The organism is Cytobacillus solani (assembly GCF_006704205.1).
GTDB lineage: Bacteria > Bacillota > Bacilli > Bacillales > Cytobacillaceae > Cytobacillus > Cytobacillus solani.
In genome coordinates, this window is the sequence record NZ_CP041305.1 from 3,739,905 (window position 1) to 3,758,765 (window position 18,861).

Genomic DNA, 18,861 nt, shown 5'->3' on the forward strand with positions numbered 1-18,861 from the left:
GACAATATGAAGATTATTGATGCACACGTCCATTTCTCGAACATCCAATCCTTTCACCAAACAGCTAAAGAGCTTTCTTTTGTCGACTATTCTTTTGAGGGATTTGTAAAAGAATACAGCGAGGCAAATGTCGCTTTAAGTATAGCGATGGGGGTTACAGAAACGAATGGAATGGGATTTCCAGATTATGATGTAACAACACCGATGGGGATTGACCTGGCTGAGGCAATTCCTGAAAAAATGGTCTATTGTCCTGGGATAAATCCCTATGATTTAAATGAACAGACTCTGGAAAAGCTAGAGCTTGAAATTCAACATCCGCGGGCTGTTGGGATTAAAATATATTTAGGCTATTACCCTTTCTATGCGTATGATCAAGTGTATGAACCTGTTTATGCATTAGCACAACAATATCAGCTGCCTGTTGTGTTCCATACAGGGGATACGTATTCGGAGAGAGGCCTGTTAAAATATGCACATCCATTAACGATTGATGAGGTGGCAGTGAAGCATCGCAAAGTAAATTTTATGATGGCTCATTTTGGTGATCCGTGGACACTTACAGGCGCTGAGCTCATATATAAAAACTCCAATGTGTATGCAGACCTTTCGGGTTTAATCGTCGGAACGGAAAAGGAATTGAAAAAACATAGTGAAAGCAGATTTTTGGATCATTTACGGCACGCACTTGTCTTTTCTGATTCATATGATAAGCTCTTATTCGGTACTGATTGGCCGCTGGCACCTATTGGCCCATATATTGAATTTATTAAAGCATTAATTCCTGAACAATATCATGAGGATGTTTTCTACAATACAGCATTAAAGGTATTCCCAAAGATTAAGCCGTTTTTAACATAAGCAATATATGCTGGAGACTGGCATTTTTTCGTCAGTCTCCAGATATTTTAAACCGCGATTCCTACATAATAAATGAAACAGAAAAGGGGTAGAGATTTTGACAAAAATCGCATGGGTTATAGATAGTACAGCTTTCATTGATGAGGAATTGATCAACCACCCTCATGTGTATCCCATTCCAATTACGATTTTACTTGATGAAAAGGAGTATACAGAAGGGGTAGATATTACACCAACCGAGCTCTATGAAAAATTGAAAACGTTAAAAACTCCTCCGAAAACATCGCAGCCCTCGATTGGGGCATTTCAGGAATTATATGAGCGTTTGAAAGAGAAATACGAGCTTGTTATTGCCGTGTTGCTTTCTAGTAAATTAAGCGGTACCGTTTCTTCAAGCGAGCAAGCTGCACAGCTGGTTGATATCCCGGTTTTAACCATTGATTCGAAAATATTAACTTATCCCCTAACAAGAATTTTGAAAAAAGGTGTGGAACTGGCAAATTCAGGTTTTGAACCAGATGAGATCAAACGTAAATTAGAAGAGTTAAGTGATACAAGTGAAACGTACGTATTGATAGGAAGCTTAGAACAGCTGCATAGAAGCGGCAGAATGTCGGGTGTGCAATTTTTCCTTGGAAGTATGCTCAATGTAAAGCCGATCATCTCCATTGAGGGTGGTACTTTGCATGTGAAAGAAAAAGCTAGAAGTGAACGAAAGGCGAAGGATAAAATAATTCAGCTGCTCCGTATTGCTCATGAAAAGAAGCCTTTAAAAGAAGCATACATTTTATATGGATTACATGAGGAGGAGGCACTGAATTGGAAAGAAGAACTCATTAAGGAATTTCCTGAGATCGAATTCGGACACTATCCAATCGGTGCCGCAATCGGCGTGCATGCTGGAGAAAATACATTGGGGATCAATTGGTTTAATGGATTGGATTAATTTTTGAGGTTCATTTTTACCTTATTATGTAAAAATAGGTAACGTAAATTAGTATATGAGCTGTAATTTTCTATATTTTGGGATATAAGGGTTCAAAAAGTGTTTTGGAGCTCAATTTTACCGTTTAATGTAAAATCGAGTATTATAAAAATATTATAGAGCCCTTTATTCCTATATATTGGAATAATGCAGTTCCAACCCTTATCTTATAAATTAAAGTGCTGAATAAAGCACTTTTTCTTTTGCTTATTTTTCTTCCTATCCTCCTCTTCATGGTAAAATAAATCTGGAATGAAAAAGGATGGTGCTTTTAGTGAAAGAAGATATGATTGTGAGAACGGAAAGCTTTGTGAGAGATGTGCTTAGTGATGACAGTACCGGACATGATTGGTATCATATTGAACGCGTAAGAAAAAATGCCTTATATATAGCGGAAAAAGAAAACAAGGGCGACCGTTTTATTATTGAAATGGCTGCATTGCTGCATGATATTCCTGATGAAAAGTTGAACGAATCGAAAGAGGCTGGGGAAAAGAAACTAACGGATTTCCTCGAATTATTAACACTAGAAAAAACGACTCAAGAGAAAATTGTTGAAATTATACATTCCATCTCCTTTAAAGGTGGAAGAAAGACAGAATTAATGAGTGTGGAAGCTGAAATTGTTCAGGATGCAGACCGATTGGATGCAATTGGAGCGATTGGGATTGGACGGACCTTCGCTTACGGTGGAAAAAAAGGTCATCTTCTTTACGATCCAACGATTAAAGTTAGAGAAGAAATGACAGAGAAGGAATACCGCACTGGAAAATCATCAACGATCCATCACTTTTATGAGAAGCTATTAAAGCTAAAAGATCTGCTTAATACGGATACAGCACGAGAATTGGCTTCGAAACGGCATCAATTTATGGAACAATTCCTTGAGCAATTTTACAGTGAATGGAATGGTCAGATATGAAAATGCTTTCAGTTGAACATGTAACAAAAACATATGGGGAAAAAGAGCTTTTTAACGATATTTCCTTTACGATTTCTGAAAAGGACAGGATTGGACTTATCGGTGTAAATGGAACAGGTAAGTCTTCCTTATTAAAAATAGTTGCAGGTGTGGATCTTCCAGACTCTGGTGAAATCAGCTCTCCGAAGGATTATACAATTTCCTACTCAGCCCAGCAGCCGGATTTAAATCCTGAACTTTCTGTTCTGGCACAGGTGTTTGCAGGTGATGCACCAGTACTTGTCTTGCTTCGAGAATATGAAGAGACACTTCTTGAGTTAAATAAGACTCCTGATAATCAAGCGATTCAAGAGAAGCTTTTTGAGCAGCAAAAGAAAATGGATGCCTTGAACGCTTGGGATGCAAGTACGAATGCAAAATCAATTTTAACGAAACTTGGTATTGAAAGTTTTGATAAAAAAATCGGGGAGCTTTCCGGTGGACAAAAGAAAAGGGTTGCCCTCGCCCAAGCACTTATTCAGTCACCTGATTTGCTGATTCTTGATGAGCCGACAAACCATCTTGATTATGAGTCGGTTAAATGGCTTGAAGAATACTTAGGACGATATCAAGGTGCTCTCTTACTCGTTACCCATGACCGCTATTTCCTTGACCGTGTAACCAATCGAATGTTTGAACTGGATGGCGGGAACTTATATAGCTATAAAGGAAACTACGGTGCCTTTCTTGAAGCGAAAGCCATTCGTGAAGAAAACGAAGCCGCCACGATAGAAAAAAGAAAAAATCTTTATCGAAGAGAGTTAGAATGGATTCGTAGAGGAGCGAAAGCGAGAACAACAAAACAAAAAGCACGAATCCAGCGTTTTGATCAATTAGATGATCAGCTTGCGTCTGTGAAACAAACAGAAAAGCTTGATATGTCTTTAAACGGAAGCCGGCTTGGGAAGCAAGTGTTTGAATTAAAGGATGCGTCAAAGAAATATGCGGATCAAACCATCTTACATTCATTTGACCTTCTTGTGAAGCCTGGAGATCGAATTGGAATTATCGGAAAGAATGGAACAGGAAAATCGACTCTTCTCAATATCCTTGCTGGAAAAATCCCATTAGATTCTGGTGAACGAATCATCGGACAAACAGTGAAAATCGCTTACTACACACAAGAAAGCGAAGATATGGACGAGAATAAGCGAATGATTGAGTATTTGAAGGAAACGGCACAAGTTGTAGAAACCTCAGATGGGAAAACCATTTCCGCAGCTCAAATGCTTGAGCGCTTTCTTTTTCCCACCTTTACACATGGAACCCCGATCCGCAAACTTTCAGGCGGGGAGAAGCGCCGTCTGTATTTATTGAAAATCTTAATGACAGAACCGAACGTTCTTCTACTGGATGAACCAACAAATAATTTGGATACACAAACATTAACGGTGCTTGAGGATTATCTTGAAGATTTCCCCGGAGTAGTTATTACTGTATCCCATGATCGCTATTTCTTGGATAAGGTGGCTGATCAGCTTCTTGTCTTGCAAGGAGAGGGACGGATTGACACTTTCTTTGGCAATTATAGCGAATATCTTGAAAAAGAAAATGAAAAACCTGTTGTGCAAGTAAAGACCGCGGCTCCTGTTCTCAAAGAACAGGAAAAACCAAAGAAGAAAAAGCTAAGCTATAACGAACAGCGTGAATGGGAAGGAATCGAGGATAATATAGCGAATACAGAAGCTCGTTTAGAGGAAATTGCTGTAGAAATGAACAATACAGGCAGTGATTTCGAAAAAGCAAGCTCATTAATGGAGGAAGAAGCCACTCTAAATGAAAAACTGGAACAGTTGATTGAGAGATGGAGCTATCTTTCAGAGATTGCCGAACAATGAATTTACAGCAGCCTGCCCTATATGGGCAGGCTGCTTTTGTACATGAAGCTCATCTTATGATTCGTAACATCTATTATGTTAAAATGATTTTAGTTATTACTGTGACAATATTGCAAAGGGTGAAAAACTGTGAAAATAAATGCAATTGAGCCAACACCAAGTCCAAATACGATGAAGGTTATTCTGAATGAAGAGCTTCCAATGGGGAAAAGCAATAATTATAAAAAAGATCATCGTGAAGGTGCACCTAAAGTCATTCAAGATATTCTTGAAATTGAAGGCGTAAAGGGTGTTTACCATGTAGCTGACTTCTTAGCTGTTGAAAGAAATGCAAAATATGATTGGAAAGATCTTCTGCCGCAGGTAAGAAGTGCTTTTGGCGAAGACGCGGAGACAGATACTGAAAACCAATCTGCGATGAATGAACACTTTGGTGAAATAAAAGCGTTTGTCCAAAAGTATAAAGATATTCCTATGCAAGTAAAGCTAACTGACGGGACAGAGGAACGGAGATTCGGATTGCCTGAAGCGTTTATGAATGCATTGGCAGCAGCACAGCTTGAAGGAGATAATGTAGTTTTAGTTCGAAAATGGGTAGAGGTTGGAGTCCGTTATGGCGACTTCGAACAGATTGGCCATGATGTAGTTGAAGAATTAATTGCAGCCTATCCTGAAAGCAGATTACAAATGCTTGTTGATCAGGCAATAAATCCAGACAATGTGCATGAGAAGCATAGCCGGCAGCTGCTGAAACTTACATTAGGGGATTTAGATCATCCGGATTGGCGGGAACGCTATCAAAAACTAGAACAAATGAATGATCCAGAGCTAGAGGATTTACCTGTTTTAGAAAAAGCATTACAAGATGAAAAAGCTTCAATCCGAAGACTGGCAACGGTTTATTTAGGTATGATTGAAGATCAAAACGTTCTTCCGCTCCTATATAAAGCTTTAAAGGATAAAACGGTCACAGTGAGAAGAACAGCTGGTGATTGCCTATCAGATCTTGGCTTTAAAAAAGCAATGCCTGCTATGATAGAAGCATTGAAGGATACGAGCAAGCTCGTGCGCTGGCGGGCAGCGATGTTCCTCTACGAAGTAGGGGATGAAGAAGCCATTCCTGCATTAAAAGCAGCAGAAAATGATCCTGAATTTGAGGTAAGCATGCAAATTAAGCTTGCGATTGAAAGAATTGAGCAAGGGGAAGAAGCAAAGGGCTCTGTTTGGAAGCAAATGACGGAATCTAGAAAGAAATAATAGTAAAAATAAGATATATTTGTGGAAATTATTTGCAAATCCAGATTTTTAATTGCAAAAAACTAAATATATTTGCAAATCCAGATTTTTAATTGCAAAAAACTAAATATATTTGCAAATCCAGATTTTTAATTGCGAAAAACAAATTATTTTTGCAAAGCTATGTTTTGTTTGCGAAAAACCAAATATCATTACAAAATCTGAATTTTAGTTTGTTTACGATAGACAAGATATTTTTATAATTTCAAGACGCCATCGCTCTTTGCAGCATGGCGTCTTTCTGTTTGTGGAATAAAATTAATTTTGGGAAAATTGTTGCAATTCTATTGAAAAAGGTCTATATTGGAAAGAAATTATTTTTGGGGGGAATCATCGATGTCGAAGGATTTAAGAATTCGCAGTCATGTAATTAGTGATGATGAAAGAAGGGCACCTAACCGGGCGATGCTCCGAGCGGTAGGATTTACAGATGAGGATTTTCAAAAACCAATGATCGGGATTGCAAGTACTTGGAGTGAAGTGACACCATGTAATATACATATTGATGAACTAGCTGTTCAAGCAAAGAATGGGGCAAGAGAAGCTGGGGGTGCTCCGTTAATTTTTAATACAATTACTGTTTCTGACGGAATTTCCATGGGGACAGAAGGAATGAGGTATTCGCTTCCAAGCCGTGATTTAATTGCCGATTCTATCGAAACCGTTGTAGGCGGTGAATCTTTGGATGGATTTGTGGCAATTGGAGGCTGTGATAAAAACATGCCAGGCTGTATGATGGCTATCGCCCGAATGAATTTGCCTTCTATTTTCGTCTATGGCGGCACGATCAAACCAGGGAAGCTGCATGACAAAGACATTGACATTGTTTCCGTCTTTGAGGGGGTTGGTCAATTCAATGGAGGTGCTATTGACAAGGAAGAGTTAACAAAAATCGAATGCCATGCTTGTCCAGGGTCGGGTTCCTGTGGTGGAATGTATACTGCAAACACGATGGCAAGTGCGATTGAAGCACTTGGACTAAGCTTGCCAGGAAGTTCTTCGAATCCAGCCGAAACAGCCGAAAAGCGCAATGATTGCGTAGAAGCTGGCAAGGCAGTATACAAACTGCTAGAAAACAATATTCGCCCGCGTGATATTTTAACGAAAAAGGCGTTTGAAAACGCAATAACAGTCGTGATGGCACTTGGAGGCTCAACCAATGCGATCTTGCATTTAATGGCCATTGCCCATGCGGCAGAAGTTGATTTGTCTTTAGATGATTTCAATCGATTGCAGAAAACGGTTCCCCATATTGCTGACCTAAAGCCGAGCGGCAAATATGTGATGCAGGATCTCTTCGAGGTCGGCGGAGTACAAGCAGTAATGAAGCTGCTATTAAGAGAAGGCTTGCTTCATGGGGATTGCTTGACGGTTACAGGCAAGACTTTAGCTGAAAACCTTGCAAAAGCAGCAGACTTAAAGGAAGGTCAAAAGGTTATCTACCCGCTTCAACAGCCGTTAAGAGAAAATGGACCGCTAGTTGTTCTTAAGGGGAATCTTGCACCTTCTGGGGCAGTTGCTAAAGTTTCGGGATTAAAGGTCACCCGTATGACTGGACCTGCAAAAGTATTTGATGACGAAGAGTCAGCCACAGTTGCAGTTATGAACGGTGACATTCAGGCAGGAGATGTTCTTGTTATCCGCTATGAAGGGCCAAAGGGCGGACCAGGTATGCCAGAAATGTTATCGATTTCGGGTATTTTAGTAGGAAAGGGCTTAGGAGAAAGTGTAGCCTTATTAACGGATGGCCGTTTCTCAGGCGGTTCGCACGGATTCGTTATTGGTCATATTGCGCCAGAAGCACAAGTTGGCGGCTCAATTGCATTAATTGAGAATGGTGACTTGATTACGATTGATAGCGAAACCCAGGAATTATCTGTAAATTTAACAGGCGAAGAATTTGCTAGAAGGAAGGAAAACTGGACTGCACCTCCTTTACTATCTAGAGGAACATTGGCAAAATACACTAGGCTTGTCTCTTGTGCATCTAGAGGTGCGGTGACAGATTACTTTGAAGAGGCAGAAGAGAAAGTCAACCAGAAAGTTTAAACACTTCCTTTTGCAAAATAACCATAGATTATAGTATGCTTACAATACAAATGTTGTAATGGAGGCTGATTGAACATGTCTATGGCATATGAGGAATATATGAAGCAAATGGTTCAACCGATGAGACAAGAGCTTGTAAATGCTGGGTTTAATGAATTACTATCTGCAGAGAAAGTAGAAGCATTTATGGAAAAGACTGAGGGGACAACGCTTGTTGTTGTTAACTCTGTATGCGGTTGTGCGGCAGGACTTGCACGTCCAGCAGCAACGCAGGCTGTACTAAGAACTGAAAAGAAACCAGATCATTTAGTAACTGTATTTGCAGGACAAGATAAAGAAGCAACAGCGAAAATGCGAGAGTACTTTGCTGGATATGAGCCATCTTCTCCGTCTATGGCTTTATTAAAAGGAAAAGAAGTTGTCCATTTTATCCATCGTTATGATATTGAAGATCATCCGATGGAAGCAATTATGGAAAACTTGCTTGCTGCATTTGAAGCGAATAATTAAAGTGAAAAAACAAAAGGATGTCTAATGACGTCCTTTTGTTTTTTCGTAACTCGAAGGAAAAGGTGACATCATTACAATGATTATTACGACAGCAGGCAGGACAAATGAAGAAATGACGAGGCAAGCGATCAAAGTGGCTCAAAATTTAGATGGCCGCTTTGTTGAAAGGAAGAAGCGTTCGGTCCAAATGATTCAGCAAGTGGAGAAAGAGGATTGCATAGTTGTAGGGAAAGAGAGGTTAGAACTCTATCCAATCGATGAATTGGAACCATTCTTTTTCCACCCTAATTCCGCCATGTTTAGAGTGAAGCGATTAATGAAGGGGGAGCATGATCCGTTTGTGGATGCAGCGAGGCTTCATGCAGGCAAAACGCTTCTCGATTGCACATTAGGTCTTGCCTCTGATAGCATTGTTGCGAGCTTTATCATTGGAAGAGAAGGAAAAGTGACCGGTATCGAAGGAAATCCGTATTTAGGTTACATTGTGAAAAATGGGCTGCAATCATGGGTCTCTGGGATTCAGGAAGTGGATCAGGCGATGAAAAGAATACAGGTAAAAAATAATATGACCTTGCCATTCCTAAAAAGTATTCCTGATCAATCCTATGACTGCGTATATTTTGATCCAATGTTTGAGGAGCATATTCTGGAATCTGATGGCATTAAAGCATTAAGTCGTTTTGCTATTTACGAGGAAATGACTGAACAAGTGATAGAGGAAGCTAAGAGAGTAGCGAAGGAATGCGTTGTTCTAAAGGATCATTTTCGAAGTCCGCGGTTTGAAAGATTCAACTTTCATGTACATAAGAGAAAAACAGCAAAGTTCCATTTTGGGGTCCTTGAAAAATAAAAACGGAATAGAGATTGGACTCTATTCCGTCCCACTTATTCTGCAATAGCTAAATAGACAAAGTAACCTAGCAAGATAAATGAAATAATAACAATAAATACAGTCCAGTCCATATAGAGCTTCTCCTTTCTTTTGGCTAATCAGAATTTATGTCTATAAATTCTGAACGTATAAGAAAAACTAAGGCATTTGCCGAAATGCTTGGCGAATGCCATGCCTTTCTAATATTTAATTTAGTTATATGGTCTTTTTCCCTTACTATTCCCTAAATAAAAATAATTATTCATAGCTTATATTTTTTTTGCGAAAAATTAAGCCTATTTTTCCATTTTTCTAAAGAACAAAGTATAATAATAGAATAAGAGTATTTCAGGATTTAAAAATCGATTGAATTAGAGATAGATGGTTAAAGAATAGAAGGGAGACTAAAATCATGCCAAATTGGCTTCGTAAATCGTTCGTCGTCATGGTAACTATCTTAACCTTTGGACTAGTTACCCCTTCACATGCTATATTTTATGATAATTCTAGTACAGATAAGAACCCGAAAAGGGATATTATTGAACCTACAAATGAGGAAGGCCGTTCAGCCAATATCCAGTCTTCTACTTCCGAAGAAATTGGGCATATTAATAAAGAAGAATTTATCAGGAAAATGATACATGAGGCTGAAAATCAGTCATATGCTAAGTTTGGACCAAAAATAAAACCTGTAATTGAAAATGAATTTTCTGAAGTCGTTCTGCCAAATATCGAAAAAGCAATTCAAAACGTGGCTGAGCAGTATCCAGAGGAAGAATTGGCTTTTTTAGCGGTGACTGAACGTCCTGGCGGCGGTCAATCCGAGAAAATTTTCCATATAAAAAATGAAACAACAGATGAAGACATTATCCGTTTTCATGTTAGAAGAGATCAGCCGCCTCAGCAGGGCTATTGGTTTAATTTTCATTACCATACTTACCATGATCAATTTCAGGTACACCATGAGCTAGGAACAATTTATTGGGATAAAAACACCCCGCCAAAATGGATGAGTTAAATTTTGGCAAGGGATTTTTTATATTTTTTTTGAAACCTTTTTGAAAACCTATCGTATTAAAAAGTATTCTATTAAATGGAGGTAAAAAAATGGCAGTTAGCTTATCAAAAGGACAAAAAGTAGATTTAACAAAAACAAATCCAGGACTAACAAAGGTGGTAGTAGGTGTTGGTTGGGATGTTAACAAATATGATGGTGGAAATGATTTCGATCTAGATTCATCCGTTTTCCTTTTAGGAGATAATGGAAAAGTAACTTCTGATAGTGACTTCGTATTTTATAATAATGCGAATGGCGGAAATGGTTCTGTTGTACATACAGGGGATAATCGCACTGGAGCAGGAGATGGGGATGATGAGCAAGTAAAAGTAGACTTAGCTAATGTTCCAGCCAATATTCAGCGTATTACATTTACAATTACTATCCATGACGGGGAAGCCCGAAATCAAAACTTTGGTCAAGTTTCAAATTCATATGTCCGAATTATGAGTGAAGATTCTGGTGAAGAATTGATTCGTTATGATTTAGGTGAAGATTTCTCGATTGAAACAGCTATTGTAGTTGGTGAATTATACCGTCATAATGCAGAATGGAAATTTAGCGCAATTGGAAGCGGCTATCAAGGTGGTTTGGCAGCACTTGCGAAAGATTTTGGACTGCAAATTGGCTAAGTAGAAAATTTTTGAAAAGATTCGGATTAACTGGGTCTTTTTAAATCAAAATTATAGATATATAATCAGGAGGAACATACAAGAATGGCGATTTTAGAAGGTATATTAAATACCTATGCCCAGTTTTTTGATTGGGGAATGTGGGTAGAGGTTTTAACAAATCCAGTCAGCTGGGGATTAATTGGAACACTGGTTATCATGGAAGGGCTTTTATCAGCGGATAATGCACTCGTTCTTGCGGTTATGGTTAAGCATTTACCAGAAAAACAGCGAAAAAAAGCATTGTTTTATGGATTGCTAGGTGCTTATATTTTCCGTTTTATTGCGATTGGGATCGGTGTATTCTTAATCGAACTTTGGTGGGTAAAAGTATTAGGAGCAGGATATCTTGCATGGCTAGCAATTAAATATTTCATTGATAAGAAAAAAGAAGCAGATAGTGAAGATGAAGAAGAAGCTCAAGGAATAAATAAAGGCGGCATCCTCATTCGACTATTTGGAACATTTTGGGGAACCGTTGCAGCTGTTGAAATAATGGATATTGCCTTTTCCGTTGATAGTGTTCTTGCTGCCTTCGGGATTAGCCAGGAAGTATGGGTCTTGTTGCTCGGAGGAATGCTTGGTGTATTGATGATGCGAGGAGTTGCAGGCGTATTCTTGAAATTAATTGATGCAGTGCCTGAACTGGAAACCTCTGCATATATTCTCATCTTGATCATTTCTGCCAAAATGCTATTGGGTGTTTTCGGCATTCATATTGAACATATTTATTTCTTCATCCTATTACTAGTTGTATTTGCAGCTACATTCATTATCCACTTCATGAATAAAAAGAAAGAAGCAACTAGTGGAGAATAATTAATTGCATAATCAATAAACCAAAAGGGAACAGACAATTGTCCGCTCCCTTTCTTTTTACCTTTTTAAGGGAATTAATGAGGATTCTATGCTATCCTATCTTTTATAAAGTTATAATCAAAGACCTATTTATTTTTTTGAAACGGAGTTAGTGGGATGAGATTATTTTCAGATCTTCATGAAGAAGAATATGACCGAATTTTCTATAAAAAACCTTATCATTTTTCAAAAAATTCTCAGAGGAAAATCCTTGCGTATGCACTAGGTGCAACCCTTTATATGCCAGCAACCCGGCCTAACATCCATCAAGATTTACTATCGAAGAAACACGCCGGACTGACTTCGATGGTTATTGATTTAGAGGATGCGATTGGTGACGAAGAAGTACAGGTAGCTGAAACACTTCTCATTGAGGAACTGAACAACTTAAGTCAAGAGATGGAGAAAGGTTTGCTAAATGAGGATGACCTTCCGTTAATCTTTATTCGGATAAGGGATATTGATCAATTTATGCGGCTGAAAAATCGTATACAGAAAGGGCTGCAACTGCTCACGGGCTTTGTTATCCCTAAATTTTCTCCAGAACATGGCGAACCCATTTTACAAGAAATTAAACTACTAAATGATAGAGGACATCAACTATATGCTTTACCCATTTTAGAAACAAAAAAAGTGATTGAAAAGGAAACGAGGCTACGGGAGCTTCTTTCTATTAAAACTCTCGTTGATCAGTATGAGGAATATATTTTAAATATTCGTATTGGTGCAACTGATTTTTGTGGTCTTTATGGCATCCGCAGAAACTCAGATACAACGGTATATGATATTGCTGTAATAAGAGATTGTATATCAGATATTATCAATGTATTTTTACGCTCCGATCATCCGTACGTTATCTCAGGTCCTGTATGGGAGTACTTTTCTTCGAAGGAAAGAATGCTGAAGCCTCAATTAAGACAAACGCCATTTCGTGAACGCTTTGGCCAGGATGGAATAGATTTAAGATCGAAGTTAATTGATAAGCATATGGATGGCCTTATTCGGGAAATTCTGATGGATATTACGAATGGATTAACTGGAAAGACAATTATTCATCCGACACATATACGTCCTGTTCAGGCATTGAATACTGTAACCTATGAAGAATATTTGGATGCAAAAAGCATTATTAGCCAAGCGAATGGGGAAATCGGGGTAATGAAAAGTGCGTTCCAAAATAAAATGAATGAAATAAAGCCTCATTATTATTGGGCGCAAAAAGTACTTTTGAAATCAGAAATATACGGGGTGCTAAATGAAGAATACACATACATTGACCTGCTTACCAATGAAATTAACACTTCCAATCCTGAACCAGTTAACAGTTGAGATAGAAATTACGGATAATCCATATGGGCTAACACTGGATGATTTATTTCAGATGGCTGCCAGAATGAATAAAAAAAGATCGTTTCTATTTGTTAGTAAAGTATTGGGAAAGCATATTCCAATCAATCCGAAAATGGGGCTATTAACCGGAGCATTGCTGGCAAACCGTTATATAGAAACGGTGAAAGGGATTGAGACAGGATGCAGGGAGGATTTGCTTTTCTCGTTCTTAAACGATTCAAAAAGGTATGTAGACGATCCATTTATTGATGAACGAGTGAATCCTGTCATCATCGGCTTTGCTGAAACAGCTACTGCACTTGGACATGCATTCTATCATTCTTTTAAACAGGCGGATTTCTTCCATACAACAAGGGAGGAACTGCTGGGAATCGCCCCGGTTATTACATTTGAGGAAGAGCACTCACATGCGACATCTCACCGCTGCTATGTAGATGAATCGATTCTAAATAACGATCGTGAAATCATACTTGTCGATGATGAAATGACGACAGGAAAAACAAATGTGAATATCATTCGTTCCATACATGCAAGATTTCCAAGAAAGATGTATACAGTTGTCTCCATATTGGATTGGCGTGCGGAAGAACATCTACAATTGTATAAAAAACTTGAACATGAACTAGGAATTACCATTCATTCAGTTAGTTTACTTAAAGGGAACATCGAGGTAGCAGGTTCCCCAGAGATTGAAGAACAATTATCCGAAGAAACAGAGAGTATATGTCCTACGGCAGCAGTATCGACTATTCATATAAATGAAAGATTTTCTAATGAGTTAACACCAATTAATTATTCCTCTATTTCCCAAGAGAGGGTAGTCAGGGATATTCCTTTTTCAACTGAAACGGGACGCTTTGGTTTAAGTGCCGGATCGAATAAGCTGATTGATCAATCACTTGAGGAAATAGGACAATTTTTAGCAACTGTGAGAACCGGGAAAAAAGTCCTTTGTCTTGGGACAGGTGAATTTATGTATGTGCCGATGAAGCTAGCTTCCTATATGGGACAAGGAGTCAGCTACCAATCAACCACACGAAGTCCGATATATATAGAAAATCACAAACAATATGGGGCAAAATATGGGATCGCCTTTCCAAACCCAGAAGATTGGGGAATCAAGCAGTTTGTTTATAATATTCCTCCGAATGAATATGATCAGTTATTCGTATTTTTTGAAAGAGCTGTTTCAATGGATAAATTGCAGCCAATGCTAAATGAGCTGATGAAAGCAAAAATTCCTGAAATAAAAGTAGTTTTCTTTAATGGTTAGGAATTTAGTATCTTTGAATTTTGATTACTGTCTAGCTTCAGCGGCCAGCAGCTATTGTACTTCGGTCGCTTCCCTTCGATAAGTTAACATCGAATCGTTATCGATCTTCGTGTTTTCTTTATCTTAGGCGGAGCTCTTCAGTCCATACGTTGCTATGCGGGGCGCATATGTATTTCTAATGGGAGTTGTTAGAATGAATAAAGTTATAGACAAAAAAAGTCAGTTTGGCTCATATCATGAGAATGATGTTATTTTTTTATTAAAGGATTTAAGTAGCTATGAGCTTGAAGGCACTACTGAGAATCGAGAGAAAAATATTCAGTCAGGGCAGCATTATAGTGAGACATTGCCTATTGAGTACCAGCCGCCAGCACATTATATGCAGGTTTTCAGGAAAACGCTTGAAGAGTACAAGCGAATGGTTGCTTTATGTTCGGGGATTGTTGCTGAGCAAATTTTTCACCAAAAAGGAAAAAATACTGTTTTGGTGTCTTTAGCTCGTGCAGGGACTCCAATTGGCGTTCTCATTAAACGTTATATTCTATCAAAATATCAAGTGGATCTTCCACATTATAGCATCTCGATTATCCGGGACAAAGGAATCGATGAAAATGCTATTCATCATATTCTAAATAATCATCCTGAAAAACAAATTCAGTTCATTGATGGCTGGACTGGAAAAGGGGCGATATCAATTGAATTGACAAAAGCATGCAAGGTATATAAGGAAAAGTACGGGATTGTTCTTGATGATACACTCGCTGTTTTGGCAGACCCAGGACAATGTACAAGTCTTTATGGAACAAGAGAGGATTTTCTCATCCCGAGCGCATGTTTAAATTCTACTGTTTCAGGCTTAGTCAGCAGAACGGTATTAAATGATCAATTGATCGGACCGAAAGACTTTCATGGGGCTAAATATTATGAAAACTTGATTGATACCGATGTTTCCAATGAGTATATTGATATTGTTTCAAAGGAATTTCCAGCGATCCAGAAAGAGGCATTTGAAGAGTCTGAACGGTTACTGAAAAATCAAAATGAGGCTGCTTTTAAAGGGATGGATGAAGTGGTAAGAATGGCTAAAGAATTTGATGTTGATTCCACCCATTTTATCAAACCGGGGGTCGGAGAAACAACGAGAGTCTTGCTCCGCAGAGTCCCTTGGAAAATATTAATGAAAGATCCTGATAGTCCATATGTTCGGCATATCTCGCTGCTAGCTAAAGAAAGAAACGTGGAGGTCGTTCATTATCCAAACATGAGCTATACCTGCTGTGGACTAATAAAAAAGGTAAGTGATAGTCAATGATGATGTTTGCCTCTGATTTAGACCGTACCCTGATCTATTCCAATCGGGCACTCGCTGATTTTAAGCAGCAAACAGTAAGCGATCTAATTGCTGTTGAGCTAAAAAATGCTCAAGAAGTTGCCTTCATGACAAACAAAGCATACAGTTTATTAAAGGACCTAGCTGCTTCTCTTTTATTTATCCCTGTTACAACGAGAACATATGAGCAATATAAAAGAGTTTTTATTTTTACAGAGTCTTTTTGCTTAAAATATGCAGTCACATCAAATGGAGCAACAATCATTTATAATGGTCTTCCCCTTCAGGAATGGAGAGAATCCGTTCAAAAACGGCTAGAAAATGAGTGTGTACCTCTTCAGAAAATGATGGAAGAAATGAACGGGCTGGAGATAAATGGTGCCTTAAAAAAAGTAGAAAATCTTTTCTTTTATTATATTTTAGAGGCCCCATTAGCTCTGGATGCAAAGAATGTTATTCAAAAAATTGCAGACACGAGCGGCTGGAGAATTTCCATCCAAGGAAGAAAGCTGTATTTAATGCCGAAACCAGTTTGTAAAGGGGAAGCAGTTAAGTTTATTAAAGAAAGGGAAGGGATCCATACTGTTTTTGGTGCGGGTGATTCCATCCTTGATAATGATTTCCTAAAAATATGTGATTACGCATTTGTTCCTTCCCATGGTGAATTAAAAAATGAGGGGATTCATTGTTCCAAATATTTATTTACTGTTCAGCAAGGAGTGATGGCGGGAGAAGAAATTTTACATAGGATTTCAAACGCAGCGACAGAAAAGAGCTCTTAATTTTGTGGTTCTTTCATCCATCTTCTTAAAAACAAGTGCAGGCTTGCTCCAAAAATATAGGAACTAATAAAAATGGTACATGCCCCAAGTAATGAAAAATGAAGGGATAATGTGAGTAGGGTCATTAATAGTGACCAAAAAAACAAATCTATGAAAATAAAAAAGTCAGAACTCAAAACATCCTCTACTACTTTTGTATCCAATTCATGTGTACGGTATTTTGCCCTTCTATAAAGAAACCTCATAGCTGCTCACCTTCTAATCATAGTACTCAACTATATGCATGGACAAGTTGAAAGGTGAAAGGATAAAACGAAAGAAAATTACGATATGCGGGTTTAGCCGCAGGAACTTGAATGATTTTTTATGATATTTGGAGGAATCGTTTTAGAATTCAATGGCACGTATGGTATCATGGTAATAAGTTTACATTTATTTTTAACTCCATTCCTTTTTGGAGTTAGATTTTAGTAGTTTTTATTATTCTTTATTACAGTCTTTCGCTCATAGAGGGAAGGGATTATTAAATGAACGAGACATATAGTCAAATGAAACCTCATTTATTGCCGATTTCTAATGAGAATTGGCTACCAACATTAAAAAAAGAAACAAAGGAAAGGCCGCAATTTTCCATTGAACAAAGAACGATTCATTTTGGTCAAGTGGTTGCTCGTTTTTTGGGTGTTCCATTAGATGAAGATGAGTACTACAACAAGCTGTATGATTTTATTCATACGGAAGCAGCAGGACTTGTTTTGCTAAGCGAGGACACCCTTGATAAAACGATTGATAATCAGCAATTTCAATCCATCCAAAAGGTTTTGAATATTAATCGGGAACAGAATTTATCAATTAATCGATTTGTTGCCTTCCTTGATGGAGAACAGCTTTTACTGAAATCAACCATTCCTTCATTACATAGGAAAACAAGAGAAGCGATGATTGCTGTTCTCGAGCTGTTTTCAATCCAGGAACCAGAGGGATTAAAGAGTCAGGAATTGAGACGTGTCCTTGTTGATATCATTAAATGGACCATTAATCATCTTGGTGTGGATTGGAATAAGGTAAACCCTGAAAAGTCGATGCCAAAATTTTTATGGTATGGGAATTCGAATAAAAGCCAGCATTATTTTCTATACTATTTATTCCAAATGGGATGTGACATCATTGTTTTCTCTCCATCCGGGGATGACATTGCAATTGGTGGTCATACAGAATTAGAGAAAGCGTTTATTCACAACTATCCGGAGCAAAAACAGCCTGAGCCATTCCCAACTGAAAAAAGCAGGCGTTCTTCTACCGTTGCCTATCGTGCTTCTAGAGAAATTGAATCCATATTAAACCATGAAGGTTCGGGATTTTATAAGCCGTGGCAGCTTCGAGAGTATACTCCATTATCGGTAACGTTGAAAACGACCTATGATGAACTATTTCTTTTAATTAAGGAAAAGGCAATGGTACGGCCAAACTTTGAGGTGAAGAATGGCCAAGTGAAAATTCCTGCTATTTTTGCTAAGGTGCAGGGAGTGAGCAAGAACCGGAAAGAATATTGGGATCGATTACAGATGATTACCCAAATGGATCATAGTCTTCTTATCCAAAGGTTTCCATTCACGAATAATGTTAACAACGATTTCCGTTTTCATTATCGAAATGCACTCGGAAATGATGGCTTACTCGATACGAAAAAAATGGTGTCAGCTCATTATTGGAAGTATCAGCAATTGCCAACAGGGCTTCAGAACGGGATTGCAACGGCTATCCGTAATATATGTGCGAGACCTTACATTAAGCCGGTTTATCATGAGGATATAGAGGAACTCGGATCATTTCTCTTTACTCAAGGAATGCAAATACCTGTCAGTATTTTGCAGCTTCTGCAAAAGTTTGATTATTCCCAGGACGTACCAAAGCTAGTTCTATATAATAATGAGCTTAATGGCACGATGACGCGAACAGACGCTGCATTGCTGTTGTTACTTAATCAATTTGGCATTGATATTGTTTTGTATAATCCTCCAGGGCATAATGATTTAGAAAACTTTATTGAAGAAGGGGTCTATGATGTCCATTGGCTAGAGGATGTAGTTTTCGAACAAGAATTTAAAGAACCATCACTGTTAAATAGAGTAAAGGGCATTTTCAAAAATTTAAGAGGAGATTGAAGCA

Annotated in this window: 17 protein-coding genes; 16 read left to right on the top strand and 1 reads right to left on the bottom strand. The window is 38.2% G+C overall.

Features of this window, described 5'->3' with window-relative positions; genetic code table 11:
- Window positions 1-6: 6 nt before the first annotated feature.
- From FI644_RS18735 to FI644_RS18805, 15 genes are all read left to right on the top strand, one after another.
- Window positions 7-861 carry an amidohydrolase family protein gene (locus tag FI644_RS18735; RefSeq protein WP_056685358.1) on the top strand — a complete coding sequence of 285 codons (855 nt, stop codon included), beginning with the start codon at window positions 7-9 and terminating at the stop codon, window positions 859-861.
- A 97-nt stretch (window positions 862-958) separates the two neighbouring features.
- The gene (locus FI644_RS18740; RefSeq protein WP_053476708.1) at window positions 959-1,807 is read left to right on the top strand and encodes a DegV family protein; all 849 of its coding nucleotides are present in this window, start codon (window positions 959-961) and stop codon (window positions 1,805-1,807) included.
- 301 nt (window positions 1,808-2,108) lie between these two features.
- Window positions 2,109-2,768: an HD domain-containing protein gene (locus FI644_RS18745; RefSeq protein WP_172797652.1), complete on the top strand. Its 660-nt coding sequence runs from the start codon at window positions 2,109-2,111 to the stop codon at window positions 2,766-2,768.
- The gene (locus FI644_RS18750; RefSeq protein ID WP_053476706.1) at window positions 2,765-4,645 is read left to right on the top strand and encodes an ABC-F family ATP-binding cassette domain-containing protein; all 1,881 of its coding nucleotides are present in this window, start codon (window positions 2,765-2,767) and stop codon (window positions 4,643-4,645) included. Before FI644_RS18745 ends, FI644_RS18750 begins: the two co-directional genes overlap by 4 nt.
- Before the next feature lie 129 nt (window positions 4,646-4,774).
- A complete protein-coding gene (locus FI644_RS18755) occupies window positions 4,775-5,902 on the top strand; it encodes a conserved virulence factor C family protein (protein ID WP_056685352.1) in 1,128 nt (375 codons plus the stop codon).
- 375 nt (window positions 5,903-6,277) lie between these two features.
- Window positions 6,278-7,990: a dihydroxy-acid dehydratase gene (gene ilvD / locus FI644_RS18760; protein ID WP_056685348.1), complete on the top strand. Its 1,713-nt coding sequence runs from the start codon at window positions 6,278-6,280 to the stop codon at window positions 7,988-7,990.
- Between the two features lie 75 nt (window positions 7,991-8,065).
- On the top strand, window positions 8,066-8,500 hold the full coding sequence (locus tag FI644_RS18765; protein ID WP_056685344.1) for a BrxA/BrxB family bacilliredoxin: 435 nt from the start codon (window positions 8,066-8,068) through the stop codon (window positions 8,498-8,500).
- A 76-nt stretch (window positions 8,501-8,576) separates the two neighbouring features.
- On the top strand, window positions 8,577-9,350 hold the full coding sequence (locus tag FI644_RS18770) for a class I SAM-dependent methyltransferase (protein ID WP_053476702.1): 774 nt from the start codon (window positions 8,577-8,579) through the stop codon (window positions 9,348-9,350).
- A gap of 433 nt (window positions 9,351-9,783) precedes the next feature.
- On the top strand, window positions 9,784-10,389 hold the full coding sequence (locus FI644_RS18775) for a YpjP family protein (protein WP_053476701.1): 606 nt from the start codon (window positions 9,784-9,786) through the stop codon (window positions 10,387-10,389).
- A gap of 89 nt (window positions 10,390-10,478) precedes the next feature.
- Window positions 10,479-11,060, top strand: a complete 582-nt coding sequence (locus tag FI644_RS18780; protein WP_053476700.1) for a TerD family protein — start codon at window positions 10,479-10,481, stop codon at window positions 11,058-11,060.
- An 84-nt stretch (window positions 11,061-11,144) separates the two neighbouring features.
- Window positions 11,145-11,918, top strand: coding sequence for a TerC family protein (locus FI644_RS18785; RefSeq protein ID WP_053476699.1), 774 nt, complete (start codon window positions 11,145-11,147; stop codon window positions 11,916-11,918).
- 156 nt (window positions 11,919-12,074) lie between these two features.
- Window positions 12,075-13,286: an HpcH/HpaI aldolase/citrate lyase family protein gene (locus tag FI644_RS18790; RefSeq protein ID WP_056685334.1), complete on the top strand. Its 1,212-nt coding sequence runs from the start codon at window positions 12,075-12,077 to the stop codon at window positions 13,284-13,286.
- Window positions 13,213-14,580, top strand: coding sequence for a phosphoribosyltransferase family protein (locus FI644_RS18795; RefSeq protein WP_075209172.1), 1,368 nt, complete (start codon window positions 13,213-13,215; stop codon window positions 14,578-14,580). Before FI644_RS18790 ends, FI644_RS18795 begins: the two co-directional genes overlap by 74 nt.
- Before the next feature lie 193 nt (window positions 14,581-14,773).
- Window positions 14,774-15,892, top strand: coding sequence for a cysteine protease StiP family protein (locus FI644_RS18800; protein WP_053476696.1), 1,119 nt, complete (start codon window positions 14,774-14,776; stop codon window positions 15,890-15,892).
- Entirely contained in the window at window positions 15,889-16,692 is an 804-nt protein-coding gene (locus FI644_RS18805) for an HAD family hydrolase (protein WP_142108709.1), read from the top strand. Before FI644_RS18800 ends, FI644_RS18805 begins: the two co-directional genes overlap by 4 nt.
- Here FI644_RS18805 and FI644_RS18810 read toward each other — a convergent pair.
- A complete protein-coding gene (locus tag FI644_RS18810) occupies window positions 16,689-16,937 on the bottom strand; it encodes a hypothetical protein (protein ID WP_053476694.1) in 249 nt (82 codons plus the stop codon). The genes FI644_RS18805 and FI644_RS18810 overlap by 4 nt on opposite strands.
- 282 nt (window positions 16,938-17,219) lie before the next feature.
- Here FI644_RS18810 and FI644_RS18815 point away from each other — a divergent pair, with 282 nt between their 5' ends.
- Complete coding sequence (locus FI644_RS18815) at window positions 17,220-18,857, top strand: YceG family protein (protein ID WP_142108710.1); 1,638 nt, start codon at window positions 17,220-17,222, stop codon at window positions 18,855-18,857.
- Window positions 18,858-18,861 lie beyond the last annotated feature (4 nt).

What these genes read in the sequence shown, in the direction of transcription:
- ilvD (WP_056685348.1), top strand. Translation starts at nt 6,278, where the DNA reads ATGTCGAAGGATTTAAGAATTCGCAGTCATGTAATTAGTGATGATGAA.
- FI644_RS18810 (WP_053476694.1), bottom strand. Translation starts at nt 16,937, where the DNA reads ATGAGGTTTCTTTATAGAAGGGCAAAATACCGTACACATGAATTGGAT.
- FI644_RS18770 (WP_053476702.1), top strand. Translation starts at nt 8,577, where the DNA reads ATGATTATTACGACAGCAGGCAGGACAAATGAAGAAATGACGAGGCAA.
- FI644_RS18765 (WP_056685344.1), top strand. Translation starts at nt 8,066, where the DNA reads ATGTCTATGGCATATGAGGAATATATGAAGCAAATGGTTCAACCGATG.
- FI644_RS18795 (WP_075209172.1), top strand. Translation starts at nt 13,213, where the DNA reads ATGAAGAATACACATACATTGACCTGCTTACCAATGAAATTAACACTT.
- FI644_RS18805 (WP_142108709.1), top strand. Translation starts at nt 15,889, where the DNA reads ATGATGATGTTTGCCTCTGATTTAGACCGTACCCTGATCTATTCCAAT.
- FI644_RS18750 (WP_053476706.1), top strand. Translation starts at nt 2,765, where the DNA reads ATGAAAATGCTTTCAGTTGAACATGTAACAAAAACATATGGGGAAAAA.
- FI644_RS18815 (WP_142108710.1), top strand. Translation starts at nt 17,220, where the DNA reads ATGAACGAGACATATAGTCAAATGAAACCTCATTTATTGCCGATTTCT.
- FI644_RS18745 (WP_172797652.1), top strand. Translation starts at nt 2,109, where the DNA reads ATGGTGCTTTTAGTGAAAGAAGATATGATTGTGAGAACGGAAAGCTTT.
- FI644_RS18785 (WP_053476699.1), top strand. Translation starts at nt 11,145, where the DNA reads ATGGCGATTTTAGAAGGTATATTAAATACCTATGCCCAGTTTTTTGAT.
- FI644_RS18790 (WP_056685334.1), top strand. Translation starts at nt 12,075, where the DNA reads ATGAGATTATTTTCAGATCTTCATGAAGAAGAATATGACCGAATTTTC.
- FI644_RS18775 (WP_053476701.1), top strand. Translation starts at nt 9,784, where the DNA reads ATGCCAAATTGGCTTCGTAAATCGTTCGTCGTCATGGTAACTATCTTA.
- FI644_RS18780 (WP_053476700.1), top strand. Translation starts at nt 10,479, where the DNA reads ATGGCAGTTAGCTTATCAAAAGGACAAAAAGTAGATTTAACAAAAACA.
- FI644_RS18735 (WP_056685358.1), top strand. Translation starts at nt 7, where the DNA reads ATGAAGATTATTGATGCACACGTCCATTTCTCGAACATCCAATCCTTT.
- FI644_RS18800 (WP_053476696.1), top strand. Translation starts at nt 14,774, where the DNA reads ATGAATAAAGTTATAGACAAAAAAAGTCAGTTTGGCTCATATCATGAG.